This is a genomic window from Fluviibacterium sp. S390 (assembly GCF_049800695.1).
GTDB lineage: Bacteria > Pseudomonadota > Alphaproteobacteria > Rhodobacterales > Rhodobacteraceae > Meridianimarinicoccus.
The window spans coordinates 37,494-56,408 of the sequence record NZ_JBNAFN010000007.1; the positions used below are offsets into that span (position 1 = coordinate 37,494).

The 18,915-nt window shown below is 66.2% G+C and carries 18 protein-coding genes; 7 read left to right on the forward strand and 11 right to left on the reverse strand.

The features are described 5' to 3' along the window. Positions 1-50 precede the first annotated feature (50 nt). From ACP15K_RS07505 to ACP15K_RS07520, 4 genes are all read left to right on the forward strand, one after another. Entirely contained in the window at positions 51-515 is a 465-nt protein-coding gene (locus tag ACP15K_RS07505) for a DUF1499 domain-containing protein (RefSeq protein WP_424990181.1), read from the forward strand. A 33-nt stretch (positions 516-548) separates the two neighbouring features. Continuing rightward, the gene (gene prfA, locus ACP15K_RS07510) at positions 549-1,604 is read left to right on the forward strand and encodes a peptide chain release factor 1 (protein ID WP_424990182.1); all 1,056 of its coding nucleotides are present in this window, start codon (positions 549-551) and stop codon (positions 1,602-1,604) included. Next, a complete protein-coding gene (gene prmC / locus ACP15K_RS07515; RefSeq protein ID WP_424990183.1) occupies positions 1,601-2,431 on the forward strand; it encodes a peptide chain release factor N(5)-glutamine methyltransferase in 831 nt (276 codons plus the stop codon). The genes prfA and prmC overlap by 4 nt, the downstream gene beginning before the upstream one ends. 203 nt (positions 2,432-2,634) lie before the next feature. Then, positions 2,635-3,381, forward strand: coding sequence for a DUF4167 domain-containing protein (locus ACP15K_RS07520; protein ID WP_193141696.1), 747 nt, complete (start codon positions 2,635-2,637; stop codon positions 3,379-3,381). Between the two features lie 89 nt (positions 3,382-3,470). Here ACP15K_RS07520 and rsmA read toward each other — a convergent pair whose 3' ends face one another. The 6 genes from rsmA to lptF are packed head-to-tail and all read right to left on the reverse strand — an operon-like array spanning position 3,471 to position 10,883. Next, the gene (gene rsmA / locus ACP15K_RS07525; protein ID WP_424990184.1) at positions 3,471-4,313 is read right to left on the reverse strand and encodes a 16S rRNA (adenine(1518)-N(6)/adenine(1519)-N(6))-dimethyltransferase RsmA; all 843 of its coding nucleotides are present in this window, start codon (positions 4,311-4,313) and stop codon (positions 3,471-3,473) included. Beyond that, complete coding sequence (gene pdxA / locus ACP15K_RS07530; protein WP_424990185.1) at positions 4,310-5,287, reverse strand: 4-hydroxythreonine-4-phosphate dehydrogenase PdxA; 978 nt, start codon at positions 5,285-5,287, stop codon at positions 4,310-4,312. Before pdxA ends, rsmA begins: the two co-directional genes overlap by 4 nt. Beyond that, entirely contained in the window at positions 5,287-6,483 is a 1,197-nt protein-coding gene (locus tag ACP15K_RS07535) for a peptidylprolyl isomerase (protein WP_193141694.1), read from the reverse strand. The genes pdxA and ACP15K_RS07535 overlap by 1 nt, the downstream gene beginning before the upstream one ends. Positions 6,484-6,496: 13 nt before the next feature. Next, positions 6,497-8,662 (reverse strand): LPS-assembly protein LptD, encoded by a 2,166-nt coding sequence (locus ACP15K_RS07540; protein WP_424990186.1) that lies wholly within the window; start codon positions 8,660-8,662, stop codon positions 6,497-6,499. Positions 8,663-8,667: 5 nt separating this feature from the next. Beyond that, entirely contained in the window at positions 8,668-9,762 is a 1,095-nt protein-coding gene (gene lptG, locus ACP15K_RS07545; protein WP_193141692.1) for an LPS export ABC transporter permease LptG, read from the reverse strand. After that, entirely contained in the window at positions 9,759-10,883 is a 1,125-nt protein-coding gene (lptF, locus tag ACP15K_RS07550) for an LPS export ABC transporter permease LptF (protein WP_424990187.1), read from the reverse strand. Before lptF ends, lptG begins: the two co-directional genes overlap by 4 nt. Before the next feature lie 125 nt (positions 10,884-11,008). On the opposite strand from lptF, the gene ACP15K_RS07555 reads away from it, so the two are divergent. Further along, a complete protein-coding gene (locus ACP15K_RS07555; RefSeq protein WP_424990188.1) occupies positions 11,009-12,478 on the forward strand; it encodes a leucyl aminopeptidase in 1,470 nt (489 codons plus the stop codon). Further along, positions 12,478-12,930 carry a DNA polymerase III subunit chi gene (locus ACP15K_RS07560; RefSeq protein ID WP_193141689.1) on the forward strand — a complete coding sequence of 151 codons (453 nt, stop codon included), beginning with the start codon at positions 12,478-12,480 and terminating at the stop codon, positions 12,928-12,930. Before ACP15K_RS07555 ends, ACP15K_RS07560 begins: the two co-directional genes overlap by 1 nt. Before the next feature lie 19 nt (positions 12,931-12,949). Here the strand turns inward: ACP15K_RS07560 and ACP15K_RS07565 are convergent, their stop codons facing one another. The 4 genes from ACP15K_RS07565 to ACP15K_RS07580 are packed head-to-tail and all read right to left on the reverse strand — an operon-like array spanning position 12,950 to position 17,065. Beyond that, positions 12,950-13,531, reverse strand: coding sequence for a retropepsin-like aspartic protease family protein (locus ACP15K_RS07565; RefSeq protein ID WP_193141688.1), 582 nt, complete (start codon positions 13,529-13,531; stop codon positions 12,950-12,952). A gap of 48 nt (positions 13,532-13,579) precedes the next feature. Beyond that, a complete protein-coding gene (locus ACP15K_RS07570) occupies positions 13,580-14,203 on the reverse strand; it encodes a MarC family protein (protein ID WP_193141687.1) in 624 nt (207 codons plus the stop codon). A 39-nt stretch (positions 14,204-14,242) separates the two neighbouring features. Next, entirely contained in the window at positions 14,243-16,105 is a 1,863-nt protein-coding gene (locus ACP15K_RS07575; protein WP_424990189.1) for an ABC-F family ATP-binding cassette domain-containing protein, read from the reverse strand. Positions 16,106-16,147: 42 nt separating this feature from the next. Continuing rightward, on the reverse strand, positions 16,148-17,065 hold the full coding sequence (locus ACP15K_RS07580) for a LysR family transcriptional regulator (protein WP_193141685.1): 918 nt from the start codon (positions 17,063-17,065) through the stop codon (positions 16,148-16,150). A 256-nt stretch (positions 17,066-17,321) separates the two neighbouring features. Between ACP15K_RS07580 and ndk the strand changes: the two genes are divergently transcribed. Then, the gene (gene ndk / locus ACP15K_RS07585) at positions 17,322-17,744 is read left to right on the forward strand and encodes a nucleoside-diphosphate kinase (protein WP_193141684.1); all 423 of its coding nucleotides are present in this window, start codon (positions 17,322-17,324) and stop codon (positions 17,742-17,744) included. Here ndk and ACP15K_RS07590 read toward each other — a convergent pair. Next, a complete protein-coding gene (locus ACP15K_RS07590) occupies positions 17,711-18,088 on the reverse strand; it encodes a TfoX/Sxy family DNA transformation protein (RefSeq protein WP_193141683.1) in 378 nt (125 codons plus the stop codon). The genes ndk and ACP15K_RS07590 overlap by 34 nt on opposite strands. Positions 18,089-18,915: the final 827 nt, after the last annotated feature.

The window sequence follows — 18,915 nt, forward strand, 5'->3', positions numbered from 1 at the left end:
CGCAAGGCCTACCTGAATGTCAGGATCAGGAAAGCAGGCAGATGCGCGTGATGGTTTGGATTGCAATCGGATTGGCGATGCTGGTCGCCGCGGCGATGCTCTATGTCCGGCTGGCGCCGTCGGATCCGGCGGTCTGGCATGTGGACCCGCTGACGGTGACGCGTCCTCAGGACAAGGCACATGTTCTGTATCGTCCGGGCGATGGCGATCAGCCGGGTGTGGTGGTGGCCGCTGCACCGGATCAGGCGCTTGCAGCCCTGACCGAAGTGGCGTTGCAGACACCACGCGTGCGGGTTCTGGCCGAAAGCCCGGACCGCGTGACCTTTGTTGCCCGCTCGGCCCTTTGGGGGTTTCCCGATTACATCTCGGTGCGGGGCGTGCCCGAAAGCGATGGCGCGCGGCTGGTTGTCTTTGCCCGGCAACGGTTCGGCCGCGATGATCTGGGGGTCAACGCGGCGCGGGTCACCGCCTGGATGCAGGCCTTGCGGGCCCGGTCTCTGCCCAATCCCTCTTGACCCGATGGCTTGGGTCGGACAGATGCCACAGGCATGGTACCTGAAGACAAGCTAGAGCAGATCACGGCCCGGTTCGAATACCTCGAAGCCAGAATGGCCGACGGCACGGCGGGCGAGGATATCGCCGCGCTGGCCAAGGAATATTCCGACCTGCGCCCGGTAGTGACCCAGATCCACCGCTATCGCCAATTGCGCAAGGACATCGCCGAGGCGGAATCGATGCTGGACGATCCCGAGATGAAGGAGCTGGCCGAGGACGAACTGCCCGAGCTGACCGCGCAATTGCCCGAGGTCGAACACGCGCTGCAACTGGCGCTGTTGCCCAAGGATGCCGCCGACGAACGCGCCGCCCTGATCGAGATCCGTCCCGGCACCGGCGGTGACGAGGCGGCCCTGTTTGCCGGCGATCTGCTGCGCATGTACCAGCGCTATGCCGAGGCGCGCGGCTGGCGCTTTGAAATCCTGGAAGAAACCGGCACCGAATTGGGCGGCATATCCAAGGTTGTCGCCCGCATCGACGGCGCCGGGGTGTTTGCCCGGATGAAGTTCGAAAGCGGCGTGCACCGGGTGCAGCGGGTGCCAACCACCGAATCCGGGGGGCGGGTGCATACATCGGCAGCGACCGTGGCGGTGCTGCCGGAAGCTGAAGATGTGGACATCCACATAGATCCCGGCGATTTGCGCATCGACACCATGCGCGCCAGCGGCGCCGGTGGCCAGCACGTGAATACCACCGATTCGGCGGTGCGGATCACCCATGTGCCCACCGGCATCGTCGTCACCAGTTCCGAGAAGTCACAGCATCAGAACCGCGCCATCGCCATGCAGGTGCTGAAGACGCGTCTTTATGATGAAGAACGCCAGCGGCTGGCCGATGAACGCGCGGCGGATCGCAAGGGGCAGGTGGGGTCGGGCGACCGTTCGGAACGCATCCGCACCTATAATTTTCCGCAAGGGCGGGTCAGCGATCACCGCATCAACCTGACGCTTTACAAGCTGGATCAGGTGCTGGCGGGCGATCTGGATGACTTCATCGACGCGCTGATATCCGATGCGCAGGCCGCGCAACTGGCGGATATGCAGGCATGACCGGCGCCCAGGCGCTGCAGGCCGCTCTGCCGCGTCTGAAAGCGGCGGGGATAGTGGCCCCCATGGGCGATGCCCGCCGCCTTCTGGCCCATGCGATGCAGGTGCCGCCGGGCCGCCTGACCCTGCTGCTGCACGATCCGCTGCCCGAGACGGCGCAGACCCGATTCGAGGCCGCCATTGCCGCACGCGCGACCCGCCAGCCTGTGTCACAGATCACCGGCACCCGGGCTTTCTTCGGGCGCGATTTCCACGTCACCCCCGATGTGCTGGATCCGCGCCCCGAGACCGAGGCGCTGGTGCTGGCGGCCCTGGACCGGCCCGCCGCGCGCCTGTTGGATCTGGGCACCGGCAGCGGCTGTATCCTGTTGACCCTTCTGGCGGAATGGCCCAAGGCAACGGGGCTGGGCATTGACGCCTCCGAGGCCGCGCTGGCGGTGGCGGCGCGCAACGCGCGTGCATTGGGCGTGCGGGACCGCGCCGACCTGCGCAAGGGCGACTGGCTGACCGGCGTGGCCGGCCCCTTCGACCTGATCGTATCGAACCCGCCTTATATCACCGAAGCCGACCACGCGACCCTGTCGCCGGAAGTGCGCGATTGGGAACCGCGCGGTGCGCTGACGCCGGGCGGTGACGGGCTGGACGCCTATCGCCGCATCCTGCCGGGGGTGCCCGCGCTGCTGGCCGAGGGCGGGCGCGTCCTGCTTGAGATCGGGGTGGGGCAGGAAGACGACGTGGGCCGGATAGCCCGCGACGCCGGATTTGCCCGCGTGGCCTGCCTGCCGGACCTTGACGACCGGGGCCGGGTCATGACCCTGTCGTGCGGTTGAGGCCGCCAAAGGGTTCACCTTGTGCCCAATTTTTGCTTGTCTTGCCCCGCCGTGCATGGTTTACACCGAGAAGTCGGATGCTTGGAGCGCCAACGAAGGCTGTTCCCCCGACGCTAAGCCGTAAAATGGACAGCGCTGTATCGAGACCGGGCAGAATTGCCTCGCCGCGCTGAAGGCAGAAACTAAGGCCGAGAAAACTACGTATGAGATCTTCCAAGTCACGATCGCGGTCGAAGTCGAACCGCAACCGGTCGTCGGTCGGCAATATTGTCAATCGCGTTTTCGACAGCTCTGGCCCCGAGGGCAAGGTCCGTGGCACGCCGCAACAGATCATCGAGAAATACAACCAGCTGGCCCGCGACGCGCAGTTGAGCAACGATCGCGTGGCCACCGAGAACTTCCAGCAGCACGCCGAGCATTATACCCGCCTTGTGGGCGAGGCGCAGCGCGAAGCCGATGCCAAGCGCGAGCAGCAGGAACAGCAGAACCGTGATCGCCAGCGCGACCGGGACGAGCCGCGCCAGAATCAGCAGCCCGCGCAGGGCGACAATCGTGGCGACGACACCGGCGACAGGTCGCGGGACGCTGCCGCGCAGGACAACAACAGCAACAATACCAATACCAACAATACCAACAGCGACAACGTCGCCGTCGCACCCGAGCCGCAGAAGACCACCAGCAACGATGTGCTGGATCTGGCGCCCGCCGACAGCCAGGACAGCGGCTTGGTGGAGACGCCCGAAAGCGCTCCGGCCAAGCCCAAGCCGAAGCCCCGCCGCGCCCGCAAGCCCAAGGCCAAGGATCCCAAAGACGCCGCCCCCGGCGACGCCGTCGCCCCCGAGTCCGCCGCCAGTGATGCCGCGCCCAACGATGGTGCTGCAACCGACGCGGACAACGGCAATTCAGCCCCCGCCGCCGCGACCGAAGAGCCGCCGAAAGCCGCCGAATAGGCCCGCGATCGCCGCGAACTTGCCACAACGTTTTCAAGGCCATGCAGTCCGCTGCGTGGCCTTTTGCATGTGCGTAGGGCGTGGGGACTCTAGCTGCCGTCCAACTGCCGGGCCAGCGCGCAGAACCCTTCCAGCGAGATCTCCTCGGCCCGTGCGGTGGGGTCCAGTCCGGCAGCGCGCAGCTGATCTTCGATATCCGGGGCCATCCCCTTGAGGGCCGCGCGCAGCATCTTGCGGCGCTGGTTGAAGGCCGTGGCCACCACATGCGACAGGGTCTTTGGGTTGGCCTCGAACCGCGGCGCGTCCAGACGGGTCAGATGCACCACCGCCGAGCTGACCTTGGGCGGCGGCGTGAAGGCCTGCGGCGGCAGGTCCAGCACGATTTTCGCATCGCAGCGCCATTGCGCCAGCAAGGCCAGCCGCCCGTAGGTTTTCGAGCCGGGCTTGGCCACGATTCGCTGCGCCACCTCGCGCTGGAACATCAGGGTCAGGCTTTCCCAGAAAGGCGGCCAGCTGTCCGGGGTCAGCCAGCGCACCAGTAACTCGGTGCCGACGTTATAGGGCAGGTTGGCGGCGACCCGCACCGGGCCGGTCAGATGGCCCGACAGGTCCACCTCCAGCGCGTCACCCTCGATGATCTCCAACCGGCCGGGGTAGGCATCGGCAATCTCCTGCAAGGCGGGCAGGCAACGGCGATCCTTCTCGACGGCGACGACCTTGCGCGCGCCTTCGGCCAGAAGGCCCCGCGTCAGTCCTCCGGGGCCGGGGCCGATCTCCAGCACGTCACAGCCAGTCAGATCACCGGCCTTGCGGGCGATCTTGGCGGTCAGGTTCAGATCCAGCAGGAAGTTCTGGCCCAGCGACTTGCGCGCGCTCAAGCCGTGGTTGGCGATGACCTCGCGCAGGGGCGGCAGGGTGTCGATGGCGCTCATGCGGTGGCCTGGGCACGGAAGCGGGCCATGCGGTCGGCCTGGATCAGCGCCTCGATCAGGCTGGTGGGATCGGCCTGCCCCTGACCGGCGATGTCAAAGGCGGTGCCATGGTCGGGCGAGGTGCGGATGAACGGCAGCCCGAGCGTGATGTTGACGCCGGTGTCGAAACCGATGGTCTTGATCGGGATCAGCGCCTGATCGTGGTACATGGCCACCGCCACGTCATAGTTCCGCCGCGCGGCCGCATGGAACATCGTGTCGGCCGAGGCCGGACCCTTCAGATCCAGCCCCTCGGCGCGCAGCGCCTCCAGCACCGGCGAGATGATCGTGATTTCTTCGTGACCCATGGCCCCGCCTTCGCCCGCATGGGGGTTCAGCCCGGCCACGGCGATGCGCGGTGCCTGGATGCCAAAGTCGCTTTGCAGGGCGCGATGGGTCAGCCGCAGGGTGTCGCGCAACAGTTCCGCGGTCAGGGTGCGGGGCACGTCGCCAAGGGCGATGTGGATGGTGGTGGGAACCACCCGCAGCCCCTCGCAGGCCAGCATCATGACGACCCGTTCCACCCCGGCCAGCGCGGCCAGGTATTCGGTATGGCCGGGATAGGCGAACCCGGCGCCATCCTTCAGCGCCTTCTTGTGGATCGGTGCGGTGCACAGCGCCGCCGCACTGCCACGCTGCACCAGGTCGACGCCGCGCGCGATCACCTCGATCACCTGCGCCGCGTTGGCGGGCGAGGGCACGCCGGGATGGGCATGTTCGGGAAAGCGATGGGTCAGCACCGGCAGCGCGCGCTTGCAGGCGGTCAGGGCCTCCATCGGATCGGCGATCTCGGTCACCGGCGTGCCCGAGGGCAGATGCCGGGGATCGCCGATGTAGAAGAACGGCAACCGGGTGCGCAGGGCATCCCAGGCCTTGGCGGCGATCTCGGGGCCGACCCCCGCCGGTTCTCCGCAGGTCAGCGCCACCGGCAGCATTATCGCACGATCTCGATGAACGCGTCGGCGCGCAGCTCTTCAAGGTAGCTTTCGCCATAGCTGTCCAGGCGCCGCGCCAGCAGTTGCACCTGCACGTCCTCGCGGCTCAGGTCCTCGTTCGGAATGCCGGTGCGGGCACAGAGCATCACGATGCCGCTGCCCAGCGGCGCCATTTCGCCCTCGTCCAGAATATCCAGCGTACGGGTGATGTCGCCCGGAACCTTGGCGCGCGCTTCGGTGGTGCGTTGCAACTGCTCGGGCGGGCCGTTGAAGTACACCCCGTACAAATCTTCGCAACGATCGACCTCGGGCCGGATCCGGGCGATCTCGGCGGTCGGGCTGGTGCCGAGGGGCAGGGCGACCCGGATGAAATCCAGTGTCACATTGCCAGTCAGCGACGGCCGCGCGTCCTGCAGCGCGCGGAACTGGAACAGCACCAGTCCGCCATTGGTCATCAGCGGTTCGGTCACCTCACCGGGTTGCATGGACAGAAACAGCGGCGCGATCTGCGGCGGCAGTTCCGACAGTGGCCGCCAGGGCATCTCGCCGCCATTGACCCGCGACGGCGACACCGAATACTGCCGCGCCGCGTTCGAGAACTGCGAAAAGCTGGTCATCTTCTGGAAGGCCTCGGCGCGCACTTCGTTGATCTCGGCCACCTGAGGGTTCATCGGCAGCACGATCTCGGCCAGCTTGACCTGGGTCGAGCGATCCCCGGTGCCAAGCGCCATGGCGCGGTCGACTTCTTCCTCGGTCGGGCGGGCGCGGCTGGCGAACCGTTCACGCACCACGTCGCCCCAGGCCAGCAGGGCGCGCACATAGTCGCGGAAGGTCTGCTCCTGAATGCCCACATCGGCAATCGCGGCGACGAATTCTTCCTTGCTGACATTGGCGCGGCCCGCAAAATTCTCCATCGCGAATTCCAGCTCGTCGGTGGTCGGCAGAATCCCGGCGGTGGCGGCGGCGTCCAGCTTCAGACGATCCTCGATCAGCGACTCCAGCGCGACCTCGCGATCCGCGGCCAGAATGCTGAGAACGTTCAGGAACAACTCGCGCTGCTCGACCTCGAACCGGGTCACCACGCCATCGTTGACCCGCGCCACCGTGTCGAACGGCGATTGCGCCGCGGCCGCGACGGGCGCGAGGGCAAGGGAAGCAGCCAGGATCGATCGGCGCAGCAGGGGCAGGATGGCCATGGGTCTGTGGTCCTCAACTGGTGCAGCGGCGGCGGCGCGCAGCGGTCTCGTTGCTGCCGAACCCGGGCAGGCTGACGGACAGGCCGTAGCTGAGCGTGGGTTCGACATCTGTGGTTGCTCTAAATCTGCGGCGGGCGAAAAGATCAACCCTGACGCATTCGTTTTCATAGGCCAGGCCAAGCTCGGCAAAGTTTGTCCGTTTCGCGGTATAGTCCCGCCGGATGACCAGTTCGCTCGACCATCTTTCGTTGATCTGGTAGTCGAGATTGGCGGCGATTTCGTTCAGATCCTTGGTCTGGTCGCTGCTGCGATCTTCGCGCTGCCAGATGTAGCTGGAACTGAGATCAAGGTCGCCATAGGCCAACGACAGCCGGGTTTGCGACAGCGCCGGTTCAAAGTCGTTGTCCAGCAGCGTCAGGGTGCGCAGCGCCAGGTTGTTCGCAAAATCGATGTCCACTTGCGCCAGCCAGTCCGAGCGTGGCCCGCTCAGCCCCGATCCGTCGGGGAAGATGTCCCAGTCGTCATAGCGATAGATACGCCCGCTCGTCAGTGCCAGCGTCAGGCCTTCGGTGGACTGGCGGCTCCAGCGCAGGGCCAGGTTGACCCGGCCGCCGTCCTCGTAACGATCCAGCCCCGGAAAGCGGTTCAGGCGGAACAGGTTGCCCGTGTCCAGCGTCACCGCCCGGCTGTCGTCGTTGGGCGACCTGATCTGGCCCGCATCGGACCAGGCGAACTGGGCGACCGGTTCCAGCATGTAGGACACGCCGTCATTGGTCGGGCTGATCATCGGCCACGACAGGGTCACGGCGGCTTCGGGGATCAGCGCGGTCTGAAAGGTGGGGTAGCGATCGTCGTTGGTGATCTGCTTGGCCTCGGCGTTGAGCCGGGTGCGCGCCTGCATCCGCAACCCGTTCCACCCGGTCCAATCCCGCGCCCAGTCGACCCGGCCGCGCAACTGCGCCATGTCGCGGCCGATGATGTTCTGATCTGAATCACGCACGTGAAAATGGCCGATCAGATCCGAGTCCAGCCACCCACCGAAGGATGCGGGCTGATAGCGGCGGTTCCAACGCAGATCGCCCGAAAGCACGGGTTCGTATTCATCCTCGTTGGTCGTGTCGGCGCGCAGCGACTGGTAGTGGGTGATATTGGCCCAGATCCGCTCGTCCTCGCGGGTGCGCAGCAGCGAGATAGCGCTGTCCAGGCGGTCCTTCGCGGAATAGCCGTAGTCGCGCAAATAGGGGTCGTCCGACGTCGTCTCAAGATCGAAATTCAGCGAGAAGTCATAGGGCACCCGGAACGCCCCGTTGACGAACAGATAGCCACGGGTCTCTCCCGGCTCGATGGAATCCTGCGAAACCGCACCTTCGACGGTGATGTTCCCCTTGGCAAACGCCTGCCGGTACCGCGCCTCCAGCGTCGTGGTATGGTCGGTGGCGACATAGGGTGTCAGCTTCAGGTCGGAATGCTCGTTGATGACATAGAAATACGGCAGCTTGATGCCGTTGCCGAATTCCGTCGTCGAATAGAACGACGGGGTCAGGAAGCCCGACACCCGGTCTTCGGTGCCATCGGGCACGCGCAGGGTGGGCAAGTAGAACACCGGCACGCCCCAGATGCGAAAGCGCGCGTGGTAGAAGTAGATCTGTTTCAGTTCTTCATCATGGACGACACGCTTGGCACGGATTTCCCACAGCGGGGCGCGGCCATCCTCGCAGGTTTCGCAGCTTGAGGCCGCCACCTGCCGCAGATCGGAATAGCGGCCCTGGCGACGGGCCATTTCCGCACCGGTGATCTGCAATTGCCGGTCCAGGATCAGGCGCACGCCACTAAGCAGGCCGGTTTCCAGATCGGCTTGCAGTTCGGCCTGATCGGCCAGAAGGATGGTGCCGTCGGGATCGATGATGGTGATCGGACCGGAGACGAAAATCCGATCCTTGGCCCGGTCATAGCGCAGGCTGTCGGCGCGCAACTGGGTGTCGCCGTGGAAGATCTCGACGTTGCCGGTGGCCACCAGCACATCCTCGCCTTCGATCCGCACCAGGTCGGCGGCCAGCGCGGTCAGTACCGGGGCCTCCGCTGCGTCCTGCTGCGCCCAGGCAGGCGCGGCCAGCCCCAGACCGGTCAGGGTCACGACCAGCAGGGTCAGCAGGGCAGGTAGAAGGGGGCGTCGCGACACGATGCTCAACCGTCCTCGAAATGCAGCAATGTGGCCAGCGCCATGCAGATGGCGGCGGCGGGTGGGGCCCAGATGGCCACCATTACCGGCAACTGTCCACTGTCGCCCATGACCTGCGCCAGATTGCCGACGAAATGGACCCCGAAGCCACACAGCACCGCGGCCAGGACCATCAGCCCGGTGCGACCGAAACGCGTGTGGCGCAAGGTGAACATGGCCCCCACCAGAACCATCGCCAGAAAGCTGATCGGTTTGGACAGTTCCGCCTGGAACCACACCCGGTGCGACCGTGCCGAGAACCCGGCGGAGTCCAGCCGGGCGATGAATTCCGGCAATTCCCAGATCGGGATCGCCGAGGGGGTGCCGAAGCTGTCGCGGATCTGGTTGCGGGTCAGATCGGTGGGCACCGTGGTCGCCTGGATGATCTGGGCCCTGGCCTCGGGATTGCCCTCGGTGTCGAAATCCCAGCGCTTGGCCTGCATCAGCACCCACGCGCCATTGCCCAGTTCCGCCGAGGCCGCGTCGATCCGGTACAGCGGCCGATCCTCGCCGTCGAAGCTGAAGAAGGACACGCCAAACAGCTTGGTGCCGTCCATGTTGGCGCTTTCGGCATGGATGGCGACCTGTTCGCCGGGGCGGCCCTGGCGCAGCCACAGGCCTTCGCGGCTGACCGAGACGACCCGTTCCGAGCCGCGGATGCGGTTCTCGGTTTCGTTGTATTCCTTGGAAATCGTGGCCACCACCGGGTTGCCGATGGCCACCACCACGCAGCCCAGCAGCATCGCCGCCAGTGCCGGGGCCACAAGGCTGCGGATCGCCGAGCGCCCGGTGGCGCGGGTGATGACCAGTTCCGACGTGCGCGCCAGCGAGATGAACATGGTCACCGCCGTCAGCAGCACGATCAGCGACAGGATCTGGTACAGCACCTCGGGCAGATGCAGCAGCGCCATATAGGCCAGCATCCCGAAACTGACCTCGCCGGTGTCGAAGCGGCGGATATGCTCCAGCAGTTCCACCAGCCACATGAACAGGGTGAACCCGCCCAGGATCACCGCGAAGGTGGTCAGGAACTTGCGGGCGAAATACAGGTGCAGGATCATGCGCGCCCCCGCCGTCGCAGCAGTGCGCCCAGGGTGCTGTCGGCCACTGCCAGCAGCAGCAGGCACAGCGCCGCCGCCATCAGGCAGGGCACATAGACCAGCGGCCATTTCGACGGATCGGTCTTGGCCACGTCGATGGCGGCATTGTCCACCAGCTTGACCAGCACCACCAGCACGATGGCAAAGGCCACCTGCCGCCACAGGCCGAAGCGGCTGAAGCCGCCCAGCATCAGGGCCGCGAAGCCCACCACGGCGGCGGTGGCCGACAGCAGCGCCTGGGTGATCCGCAGATGCGCCTCGCGTTGCAGGTAGGCGGCGCTGCGGCGGGTCCGTTCCTCGATCTCGGGGGTGGGGTTCAGCAGGGTCAGGGTCGACAGTTGCCGCTGATCCAGCCGCCGCTGCGCAGGGGTGGTGGCCAGATCGCCGATGGCGACGGTGAAATCGTCGAACACCGTGGTGGCCAGCCGTCCGGTGCTGTGGGTCAGGGTCTGGGCCATGCCGTCGAACATTACCAGCCGTGGTCCGTCTTCGTGCCGGACCAGCAGGGCCTGATGAGCGCTGTAGGTGGTCTCGCGCACCGGCTCGCGGCGATCGGTGACCAGCAGCCCCTCCAGCGTGCCATCCTGCGAGATGTCGCGGACATAGACGGTGACGCCGCGTGTCGGGCTCTGGAAGGTGCCGGGCACCAGCAGCCTCGACGAGATCGCATCGGCCAACTGGGCCTCCAGACGGTTCAGCTCGCGGGCGGCGGCGGGCACCACCAGATGCGCCAGCAGGGACATCAGCAGCAGCACGATCACCCCGAACATCGCAAACGGCCGCACCAGCCGGAAGGCGGAATAGCCGGTCGCCTGCACCACCACCAACTCGCTGTCCGCATGCAGACGGTTGGTGGTATAGGCGGCGGCCACGAAGCCCGCCACCGGCAGCACGATCAGCATGATGCCGGGCACGCTGAGCAGCGTCAGTTGCAGCACAAGCCCGCCGCCCTGGCCTTCGGCCAGATAGCGGTCCAGCAGGATCACCGCGCGGTTGACCCAATAGATCCCGACCAGCACCAGTGCAAAGAAGCCGAAGACCCGCATCAGCTGGGACAGGATATACCGGTCGAAACGCCCCACTCACCACCCTTTCCGTGTTCGTGACCCCGGTCTTAACCGATCCCGCCGCAATGGAAAACTGGTCTCTGGCCATCGCGGCGCGGCACGATTACTGAAAAGGGGCAGACAACGCTGGAGATTGCCCCATGACCACCCCCGTCGCCATCCGGTTCGAAGAGCTTGATCTGGACAGGATCGCCCAGGCCGAAGGCCGTGTCGTCGTTCTGGTGGGCGCCGAGGCCAAACTGGATCCGGCCGCGCGCCGGGTCAACAAGCTGACCCGCGGGGCCTTGCTGCGCGCGGTGGAAAGTGCGGGCTTTGCCGATCTGAAGGCCGGGCAGGCGTTGGAGATGGGCTTTCCCGCCAATATGGCCGCCACGGCGGTGCAGGTGATCAAGCTGGACCGCAAGGCCGATGCGCTGTCGGTGCGCAAGGCCGGGGCCACCATTGCCGGGGCCAAGGATGGCAAGCCGCTGCTGGTGCTGGCCGGCGCTCATCCGCGCGCCGCAGATCTGTCCTTCGGGCTGGCGCTGCGCACCTATGCCTTCACCGATCACAAGTCCGAGGCCGCGCCGGTCGAAGGCGGGGTTTCGGTGATGGTCACACGCCCCGAGGCTGTGGCCGCCGCCGCCCGCGACATGGCCGCCCGCGCCGAGGGCGTGTTCTTCACCCGCGACCTGATCAACGCGCCCGCCAACATCCTGACCACCGACGATTTCGCCGCCCGCCTTGCCGCCATGCAGGAGATCGGGCTGGACGTGGAGATTCTGGAAGAACCCGAGCTGGAAAAGCTGGGGATGCGCACCCTGCTGGCGGTGGGGCAGGGCTCGGAAAGCCCGTCCAAGGTGGTGGTGAGCCGCTGGAACGGCGGTGCCGAGGGCGAACCGCCGCTGGCGCTGGTCGGCAAAGGCGTGGTCTTCGACACCGGCGGCATCAGCATCAAGCCTGCCGGCGGTATGGAAGAGATGACCGCCGACATGGGCGGCGCGGGCGTCGTGGCGGGTGTGATGCGCACCCTGGCCCTGCGCAAGGCGCGCGCCAATGTGGTGGGTCTGGTCGGGCTGGTCGAGAACATGCCCGACGGCAAGGCCATCCGTCCCGGCGATGTCATCACCTCGATGAAGGGCGACACGGTCGAAGTCATCAACACCGATGCCGAGGGGCGGCTCGTTCTGGCCGATGTGCTGTGGTACGCGCAGCAGCGGTTCGAGCCGCGCGGCGTGATTGATCTGGCCACCCTGACCGGGGCGGTCATCATCGGGCTGGGCCATGCCAGGGCTGGGGTGTTTGCCAATGACGACGCGCTGGCGGGCGCCTTCCTGAAAGCCGCCGAGGCCGAGGGCGAGGGCGCCTGGCGGATGCCGCTGGACCCGGCCTATGACAAGCAGCTGAAATCCCAGATCGCCGACATGAAGAACGTCGGCGGCCGCCCGGCGGGATCGATCACCGCCGCGCAGTTCCTGCAACGCTTCATCAAGGACGGCACGCCTTGGGTGCATCTGGACATTGCCGGGGTCGCACGCACCCCCGAGGCCACCGCCTTTGCCCCCAAGGGTGCCAGCGGCTGGGGCGTTCTGGCGCTGGACCGGCTGGTGCAGGACATGCTGGAAGACTGATGGGCGTCGTGCGCTTCTACCACCTGACCAAAAGCCCGGTCGAAAACGCGCTGGCCCGTCTGCTGGAACGCGCCATCGGCGCCGGGCTGCGGGTCGAGGTGCGCGGGCGCAGCGCCGAAAAGCTCGACTGGCTGGATCAGAAGCTCTGGCTGGGAGATGAGGCCGCCTTTCTGCCGCATGGCATCGCGGGCGGGCCGCAGGACGATCTGCAACCGGTGCTGCTGACCCTGTCCGAAACCCTATCGCCCACCACCCGCTGCCTGATGAGCATCGAGGGCGCCCCGGTAGGGGAGGGGGAGGCCGCCGTGCTGGATCGGGCGTTTATCCTGTTCGATGGCGGCGATGCCGATGCGCTTGGCCATGCTCGTGGACAATGGAAGGCGCTGACCGCCGCCGGGGCCGAGGCCGAATACTGGAGCGAGGAAAGCGGCCGCTGGGAACGCAAGCGCTGAGCGCGCGGGCAGGGGGCCGTCAGCGGGTCAGCACCATGCGGTCGCCGTTGATGGTGATCTGCTCGAACCGCGACAGATAGGACATGCCCAGAAGCGAGCCCGGCATCTCGCCCCGGCTGACCTGTGCGGGCACCTTGGTTTCCACCTGTCCGGCCAATTCGACCCGGTCCAGCCAGACCCGCGCGGTTTCGATCTGGCCGTTGGCGGTGCGGGCGCGCCCCAGGAAGGCCAGCTTGCCGGTGTCGATCCCGACCTTCTCGGCATCCTCAAGGCTCAGCACGATCTCGGTGGCGCCGGTGTCCACCAGGAAGTTGACCGGCGCGCCGTTGATCTTCAGCGCCATGTGGAAATGCCCGTCGCGCAGCCGGTTCAGGGTGATGGTCTCGCCCTCGGCCTGTACGCTTTGCTGCAGGGCGCTGCCCTGCCGGATGTCCTGCCACAGCCCGGCCCCGACGGCGATGCCCAGAAAGATCAGCCCCCAAAGCACCGCGTGCCGGGTCATCTGTCCCAGGTTGCGCCGGTTCGCCACCAGCACATAGCTGCCCACCAGCAACCCCAGAAGAATGAGATAGATCAGCGATCCGATCTGGTCAGAACCCATATGCGCCTCCAAGCCTGCCCTTTCAGATAGGTACTGCCGGGGCCGAAGTCACGTCAGGCTCAGCACCCCGAGGTCGCGCAGCCCGTCCAGCACGAATTGCACCGCCAGTGCGGCCAGCAGCATCCCCAGCAGGCGGGTGACCACCAGAATGCCGGTGCGGCCCAGGATATGCTCGATCACACCCGAGATCAGGAACAGCAGCAGCACCAGCCCGATGACGGCGGCCAGCACCAGATGAACCTCGAGAATGCCCAGCCAGCCCGGTGTGCCGCTGCCGGTCAGCAGGACCATCGCCGCCATCGAGCCGGGCCCGGCGATCAGCGGCGTGGCCAGCGGAAACACCGACGGATCGTGATCGGCATCGGTGGTGCGTCCCTCGCGGCGTTCGGTCCGGCGTTCGAACAGCATGTCCACGGCAATCAGGAACAGCATCAGCCCGCCCGAGATCCGGAAGGCGGCCAGTGAAATGCCCAGCCCTTCCAGCACCGCGTTGCCGAACAGGCCGAAGATCGTCAGCACCACGAAGGCGATGGCGCAGGCGCGGAAAGCGATGCTGCGGCGGCGCGCCTTGTCCATGCCGCTGGTCAGCGCCAGAAACAGGGGCGACATGCCGATCGGGTCGATGACCAGAAACAGCGTCACGAAAGTGCTGAGCGCAAAGGCAAGATCCATCCGGTCCTCCGGCGTTGTGGCAAGGCTGGGCGCGCCGGGTCAGCCTCCTGCCTTTTCCAGTTTGTCCTGTGCATCCAGCCACAGGCTTTCGGCGCGGTCCAGCGCCTCCATCACCTCGGCGTATTTCTTTTGCCAGACCTCGGCTTCGTTGATGCGCGGCGCGTCGTACAGTTCCGGGTCGGCCAGCTTGCCGGCCAGCCGGTCACGCATCGCGTTCAGCTTGCCGAGACGCTCCTCGCATTTGCGGACCTCGGCCCGCAACGCAAGGATGCGGTCGCGCGACGGCTTCTTCGGCGCCGGTTTCGCTGCCGCAGCGGCCCTGGCCCTGGACTCGGGCTTGGGTTCGCCCGCCAGCAGCATCTTGCGATAGGCTTCCAGGTCGTCCTCATAGGGCGTCACGCGGCCATCCTTGACCAGCCACAGGCGATCGGCCACCAGACTGAGCAGATGCATGTCATGGCTGACAAGGATCACCGCGCCGGAATAGGCGGCCAGCGCTTCGACCAGCGCCTCGCGGCTTTCCATGTCCAGGTGGTTGGTCGGTTCGTCGAGGATCAGCATATGCGGCGCATCCAGCGTCGCCAGCAGCAGCGACAGCCGCGCCTTCTGACCCCCCGACAGCCGGGCGACCACCGTGTCGGCCTGATCCGCGCCCAGCCCGAACCCCGCCAGTTGTGCCCGCAGCTTCGCCGGCGGGCTGCCGGGACGCTCGCGGCGCAGGTGGTCCAGCGGGGTTTCGTCGATCTCCAGCTCGTCCAGCTGGTGTTGCGCGAAATAGCCGATGCGCAGCTTCGACGCCCGCACGATGCGCCCCGACATCGCCGGCAGGCGGTCCGACAGCAGCTTGGCCAGCGTCGACTTGCCCTGACCGTTCTTGCCCAGCAGCGCGATGCGGTCGTCCTGGTCGATGCGCAGCGACAGCTTGCGCAGCACCGGTGTGTCGCCATAGCCCACCTCGGCGCCCTCCATGGCGATGATCGGTGGCGACAGTTCTTCCGGCGCGGGGAACGAAAACGCCCGGCTTTTCGCTTCCTCGGGCGAGGCGATGGGCGTCATCTTCTCCAGCATCTTGACCCGGCTTTGCGCCTGTTTGGCTTTGCTGGCCTTGGCCTTGAAGCGGTCCACGAAGGCTTGCAGATGGGCGCGCCGCGCATCCTGTTTCTTGGATTGCGCCGCCAGCACTGCCCGCTGTTCGGCGCGCTGGCGCACGAACTGGTCATAGGGACCCTGGTAGAAGGTCAGCTTGCGGTTTTCCAGGTGCAGGATCGCGCCCACCGCCCGGTTCAGCAGCCCGCGGTCGTGGCTGATGATGATGACCGAATGGGGATAACGCGCCAGATAGCTTTCCAGCCAGACCGCGCCTTCCAGGTCCAGATAGTTGGTCGGTTCGTCCAGCAGCAACAGGTCGGGTTGGGAGAACAGCACCGCCGCCAGCGCCACCCGCATCCGCCAGCCTCCCGAAAAGGCCGAACACGGCATCCGCTGTTCGGCATCGTCAAAGCCCAACCCCTTGAGGATGGCCGAGGCGCGGCCTTCGGCTGACCAGGCGTCGATATCGGCCAGCCGGGTCTGGATGTCGGCGATGCGGGTCGGATCGCTGGCGGTCTCGGCCTCGGCCAGCAGGGCGGCGCGCTCGGTATCGGCGGCCAGCACCGTGTCCAGCAGCGAGGTTTCGGAAGACGGCACCTCTTGGGCGACGCCGCCGATGCGGGCGCGCTCGGGCAGGCTGATGCGCCCGCCTTCCAGCACCAGTTCGCCGCGGATCAGTCGGAACAGCGTGGTCTTGCCGGTGCCGTTCCGGCCGACAAGGCCAACCTTGTGGCCAGTGGGTATGACGGCGCTGGCCCCTTCAAACAGGGGACGGCCTTCGACGGAATACGAGATATCTTCGATGCGCAACATGAGGGGCGGTTATCACCCCGGACGGCCCGGCAAAAGGGGGGATCAGCCCCAATCCTCGGTTCCGGGCACATGGCGCACCTCGCCCAGGGCATGAGCGACGAAGCCGGGGATGCGGCCGGGCAGGATCTCGGCCTCGGACCACAGCGCGGTCAGCGGTGCCAGATCGAAACGATGATCCGCCAGCACCGGCACCAGTTGGCCGCGATCCAGCGCCGGGGCCAGCGCCCATTCCGGCCCGAACAGCACGCCTTCGCCGCTGCAAGCGGCCTCGACCGCCGTGGACAGGGCACCCAGGCTGAGCGCGCCGTTGCGGCGGACCGAATGGCGGCGCCCGTCACGCCCGGTCAGGCGCAGCTGCGCGGTCATCTCGCTGCGGTGGCGGAACACATGCTGGTGGCCCGCCAGATCGGCGGCCTCGCGCGGGGTGCCGTGGCGTGACAGATAGCCGGGGGCGGCGACCAGCATTTGCCGACATTGGGCCAGTTTCTGTCGCCCCAGCCCCAGCCGCCGCGCCACCGGATCGCAGGTCAGCACCAGATCGGCGCCGGTCTGGTCCGGGGCCGGTGTCGGATCGCCCAGCACCAGGTCGATCTCAAGCCCCGGATGCCGGGCGCGGAACGACAGCAGCCAGGCCGCCACATGGGCACGGCCGAAATCGGCCGGCGCCGCCACCCGCAACAGCCCCTTCAGGCGCTCGGGCTGCCGGGCGATGCCCGCTTCCAGCATGTCGATCTGGGCCAGCAGGCGGCGCAGCGCCTCGTAATACTGCCGGCCGGCCTCGGTCGGTTCGGTCGCCCCGGTGCCGCGTTCCAGCAGGCGCACGCCCAGCCGGGTTTCCAGCCGTGTCAGCCGCCGCGAGACCGAAGAAGCCTCCAGATCCGCCTCCCGCGCAACCGCGCGCAGGGAGCCAAGTTCGATGACCCTCAGAAACAGGCGTTGATCGAGATATCCGCGGGTCATTCTGCCAAACTGTTGCAATTTAAACAACAAACTGCGTCTGACTGCATGATTTTGCAAGAAAATATGCAACACTCGGCGGTTCCGGCGGACTCTGGCCCAAACTCTGCTCCGGCCCGGAATCCGACCGCACAATGAAAGCCCGCCGTCGCCATCACAACAGGTGACTTTTCAACCGCCCGCGCGCGTGTTAGCAGACGCGCGATTTCGTCCGGACACGGCGTCCGGCACGATCCAATCTTCTGAAGGATTTTCCAACATGGCGACCGAACGCACCCTGTCGATCATCAAACCCGATGCCACCAAGCGCAACCTGACCGGCAAGATCAACGCCAAGTTCGAAGACGCGGGCCTGCGCATCGTCGCGCAGAAGCGCATTCACCTGACCAAGGCGCAGGCCGGCCAGTTCTATTCGGTACACGCCGAACGCCCGTTCTATGACGAACTGTGCGAGTTCATGGCCTCCGAGCCGGTGGTCGTGCAGGTGCTGGAAGGGGAAAGCGCCATTGCCAAGAACCGCGAAGTCATGGGCGCCACCAACCCCGCCGATGCCGCCCCCGGCACCATCCGCGCCGAATTCGCGGAATCGGTCGGCGAGAACTCGGTCCACGGTTCCGACGCGCCGGAAACCGCGGCCGAGGAAATCGCCTATTTCTTCTCGGGTCTTGAACTGGTCGGCTGATCGGTCCGCCTGATCACCCCGATTTCGGCAAGGGCCGCGTCCATCCGGGCGTGGCCCTTTTGCTGTGCGGGGGGCGCGCTGGCCGCCGCTTTCAAGGCGTCGAATCGCGCGCGCAGGGCGGTTTTCTCGGCGCCCTGGCAATCGTTCCACGGGCGGCCCTGCAGGCCCATTACCATGGCATAATAGGCAATGAAATGGGGGCGGTGGCCCTGGGCCAGCAGACGGCCATAGGCGGCGTCTGGGCCCAGTTCATGCAGGTCCTCGGCGGACTGGATGCCCACCTTGGCAAAAGCCTCGGCCATGGCCGGACCAAGATTGCGGATCTGGTCAATCGGGGTGGGCATGAGCGCGTCCTCTTACGCAGGGCATAGCCCGGACGCGCCCACAAGGGAAAGGGTCAGATCATGGCCCAGTCGGTGAAGACAAAACCGGGGCGCCGGCTTTCCTGGCCGGGTTTCTGCGCAGGGGTCGGGCGGGTCGGCGCGGCTGTCTTTTTCATGTCGTGTCCTTTCGATCACTCACGGTCACTGAAGCCTCAACGCCGACGACGCGGGGATGTTCCCCGGCCTCGGGTCAGGCCGCGCCTGAGATAAGCAGAGCAGACGCCACTCCAAGGGGCACGGGGCGAAAAAGGTTCAGATTGACGCCCAGTCACGAAATTGAACCGGCGGGTTTTGCACGGGCGCAGAGGGTGCCTGCGAAGTTGTCGGTCGTTGCGGGTCAGGCTGTGTGACGGGCGTTGGCATTGGAACCTTCCTTGATCCTTTTGTCCCATTCAATAATTACAGAGTAATATAATTACAAAATCAATGTCAATTTAGACTAATGGTTACCGTTAAGATTTCCAGTCGGGAAAGCCTCACTGTCATCCAACGGCAACAGGTTGCGCCAAGGCACTGACATCTATGTGTTTTCAGAGGGGGTGTCGAGCGGAGCGTGGCGGTGGACCAGGGAGGAGCAATGGGACATGCCACCTCCGCTTGACAGGACCAGTCTGCCAGATTCGGGGGCGTGCACACAACGCGCTTGCAGCATTGTTCGGGGTCGGCGCGTTCACAATGCCGTAAAACGGGCGTGCACATGCCCATATGATGAAGTTTCAGGCGGTGCCGGTGCCGGGATTTGGCCCGCCCTGAACGTCGGGGCAAGAACGGAAAGACCCGGCGCGATG

Coding starts and splice junctions, on each gene's coding strand:
- ACP15K_RS07505 (WP_424990181.1), top strand. CDS start 51: ATGGTTTGGATTGCAATCGGATTGGCGATGCTGGTCGCCGCGGCGATG.
- prfA (WP_424990182.1), top strand. CDS start 549: ATGGTACCTGAAGACAAGCTAGAGCAGATCACGGCCCGGTTCGAATAC.
- prmC (WP_424990183.1), top strand. CDS start 1,601: ATGACCGGCGCCCAGGCGCTGCAGGCCGCTCTGCCGCGTCTGAAAGCG.
- ACP15K_RS07520 (WP_193141696.1), top strand. CDS start 2,635: ATGAGATCTTCCAAGTCACGATCGCGGTCGAAGTCGAACCGCAACCGG.
- rsmA (WP_424990184.1), bottom strand. CDS start 4,313: ATGAGCGCCATCGACACCCTGCCGCCCCTGCGCGAGGTCATCGCCAAC.
- pdxA (WP_424990185.1), bottom strand. CDS start 5,287: ATGCTGCCGGTGGCGCTGACCTGCGGAGAACCGGCGGGGGTCGGCCCC.
- ACP15K_RS07535 (WP_193141694.1), bottom strand. CDS start 6,483: ATGGCCATCCTGCCCCTGCTGCGCCGATCGATCCTGGCTGCTTCCCTT.
- lptG (WP_193141692.1), bottom strand. CDS start 9,762: ATGATCCTGCACCTGTATTTCGCCCGCAAGTTCCTGACCACCTTCGCG.
- ACP15K_RS07555 (WP_424990188.1), top strand. CDS start 11,009: ATGACCACCCCCGTCGCCATCCGGTTCGAAGAGCTTGATCTGGACAGG.
- ACP15K_RS07560 (WP_193141689.1), top strand. CDS start 12,478: ATGGGCGTCGTGCGCTTCTACCACCTGACCAAAAGCCCGGTCGAAAAC.
- ACP15K_RS07565 (WP_193141688.1), bottom strand. CDS start 13,531: ATGGGTTCTGACCAGATCGGATCGCTGATCTATCTCATTCTTCTGGGG.
- ACP15K_RS07570 (WP_193141687.1), bottom strand. CDS start 14,203: ATGGATCTTGCCTTTGCGCTCAGCACTTTCGTGACGCTGTTTCTGGTC.
- ACP15K_RS07575 (WP_424990189.1), bottom strand. CDS start 16,105: ATGTTGCGCATCGAAGATATCTCGTATTCCGTCGAAGGCCGTCCCCTG.
- ACP15K_RS07580 (WP_193141685.1), bottom strand. CDS start 17,065: ATGACCCGCGGATATCTCGATCAACGCCTGTTTCTGAGGGTCATCGAA.
- ndk (WP_193141684.1), top strand. CDS start 17,322: ATGGCGACCGAACGCACCCTGTCGATCATCAAACCCGATGCCACCAAG.
- ACP15K_RS07590 (WP_193141683.1), bottom strand. CDS start 18,088: ATGCCCACCCCGATTGACCAGATCCGCAATCTTGGTCCGGCCATGGCC.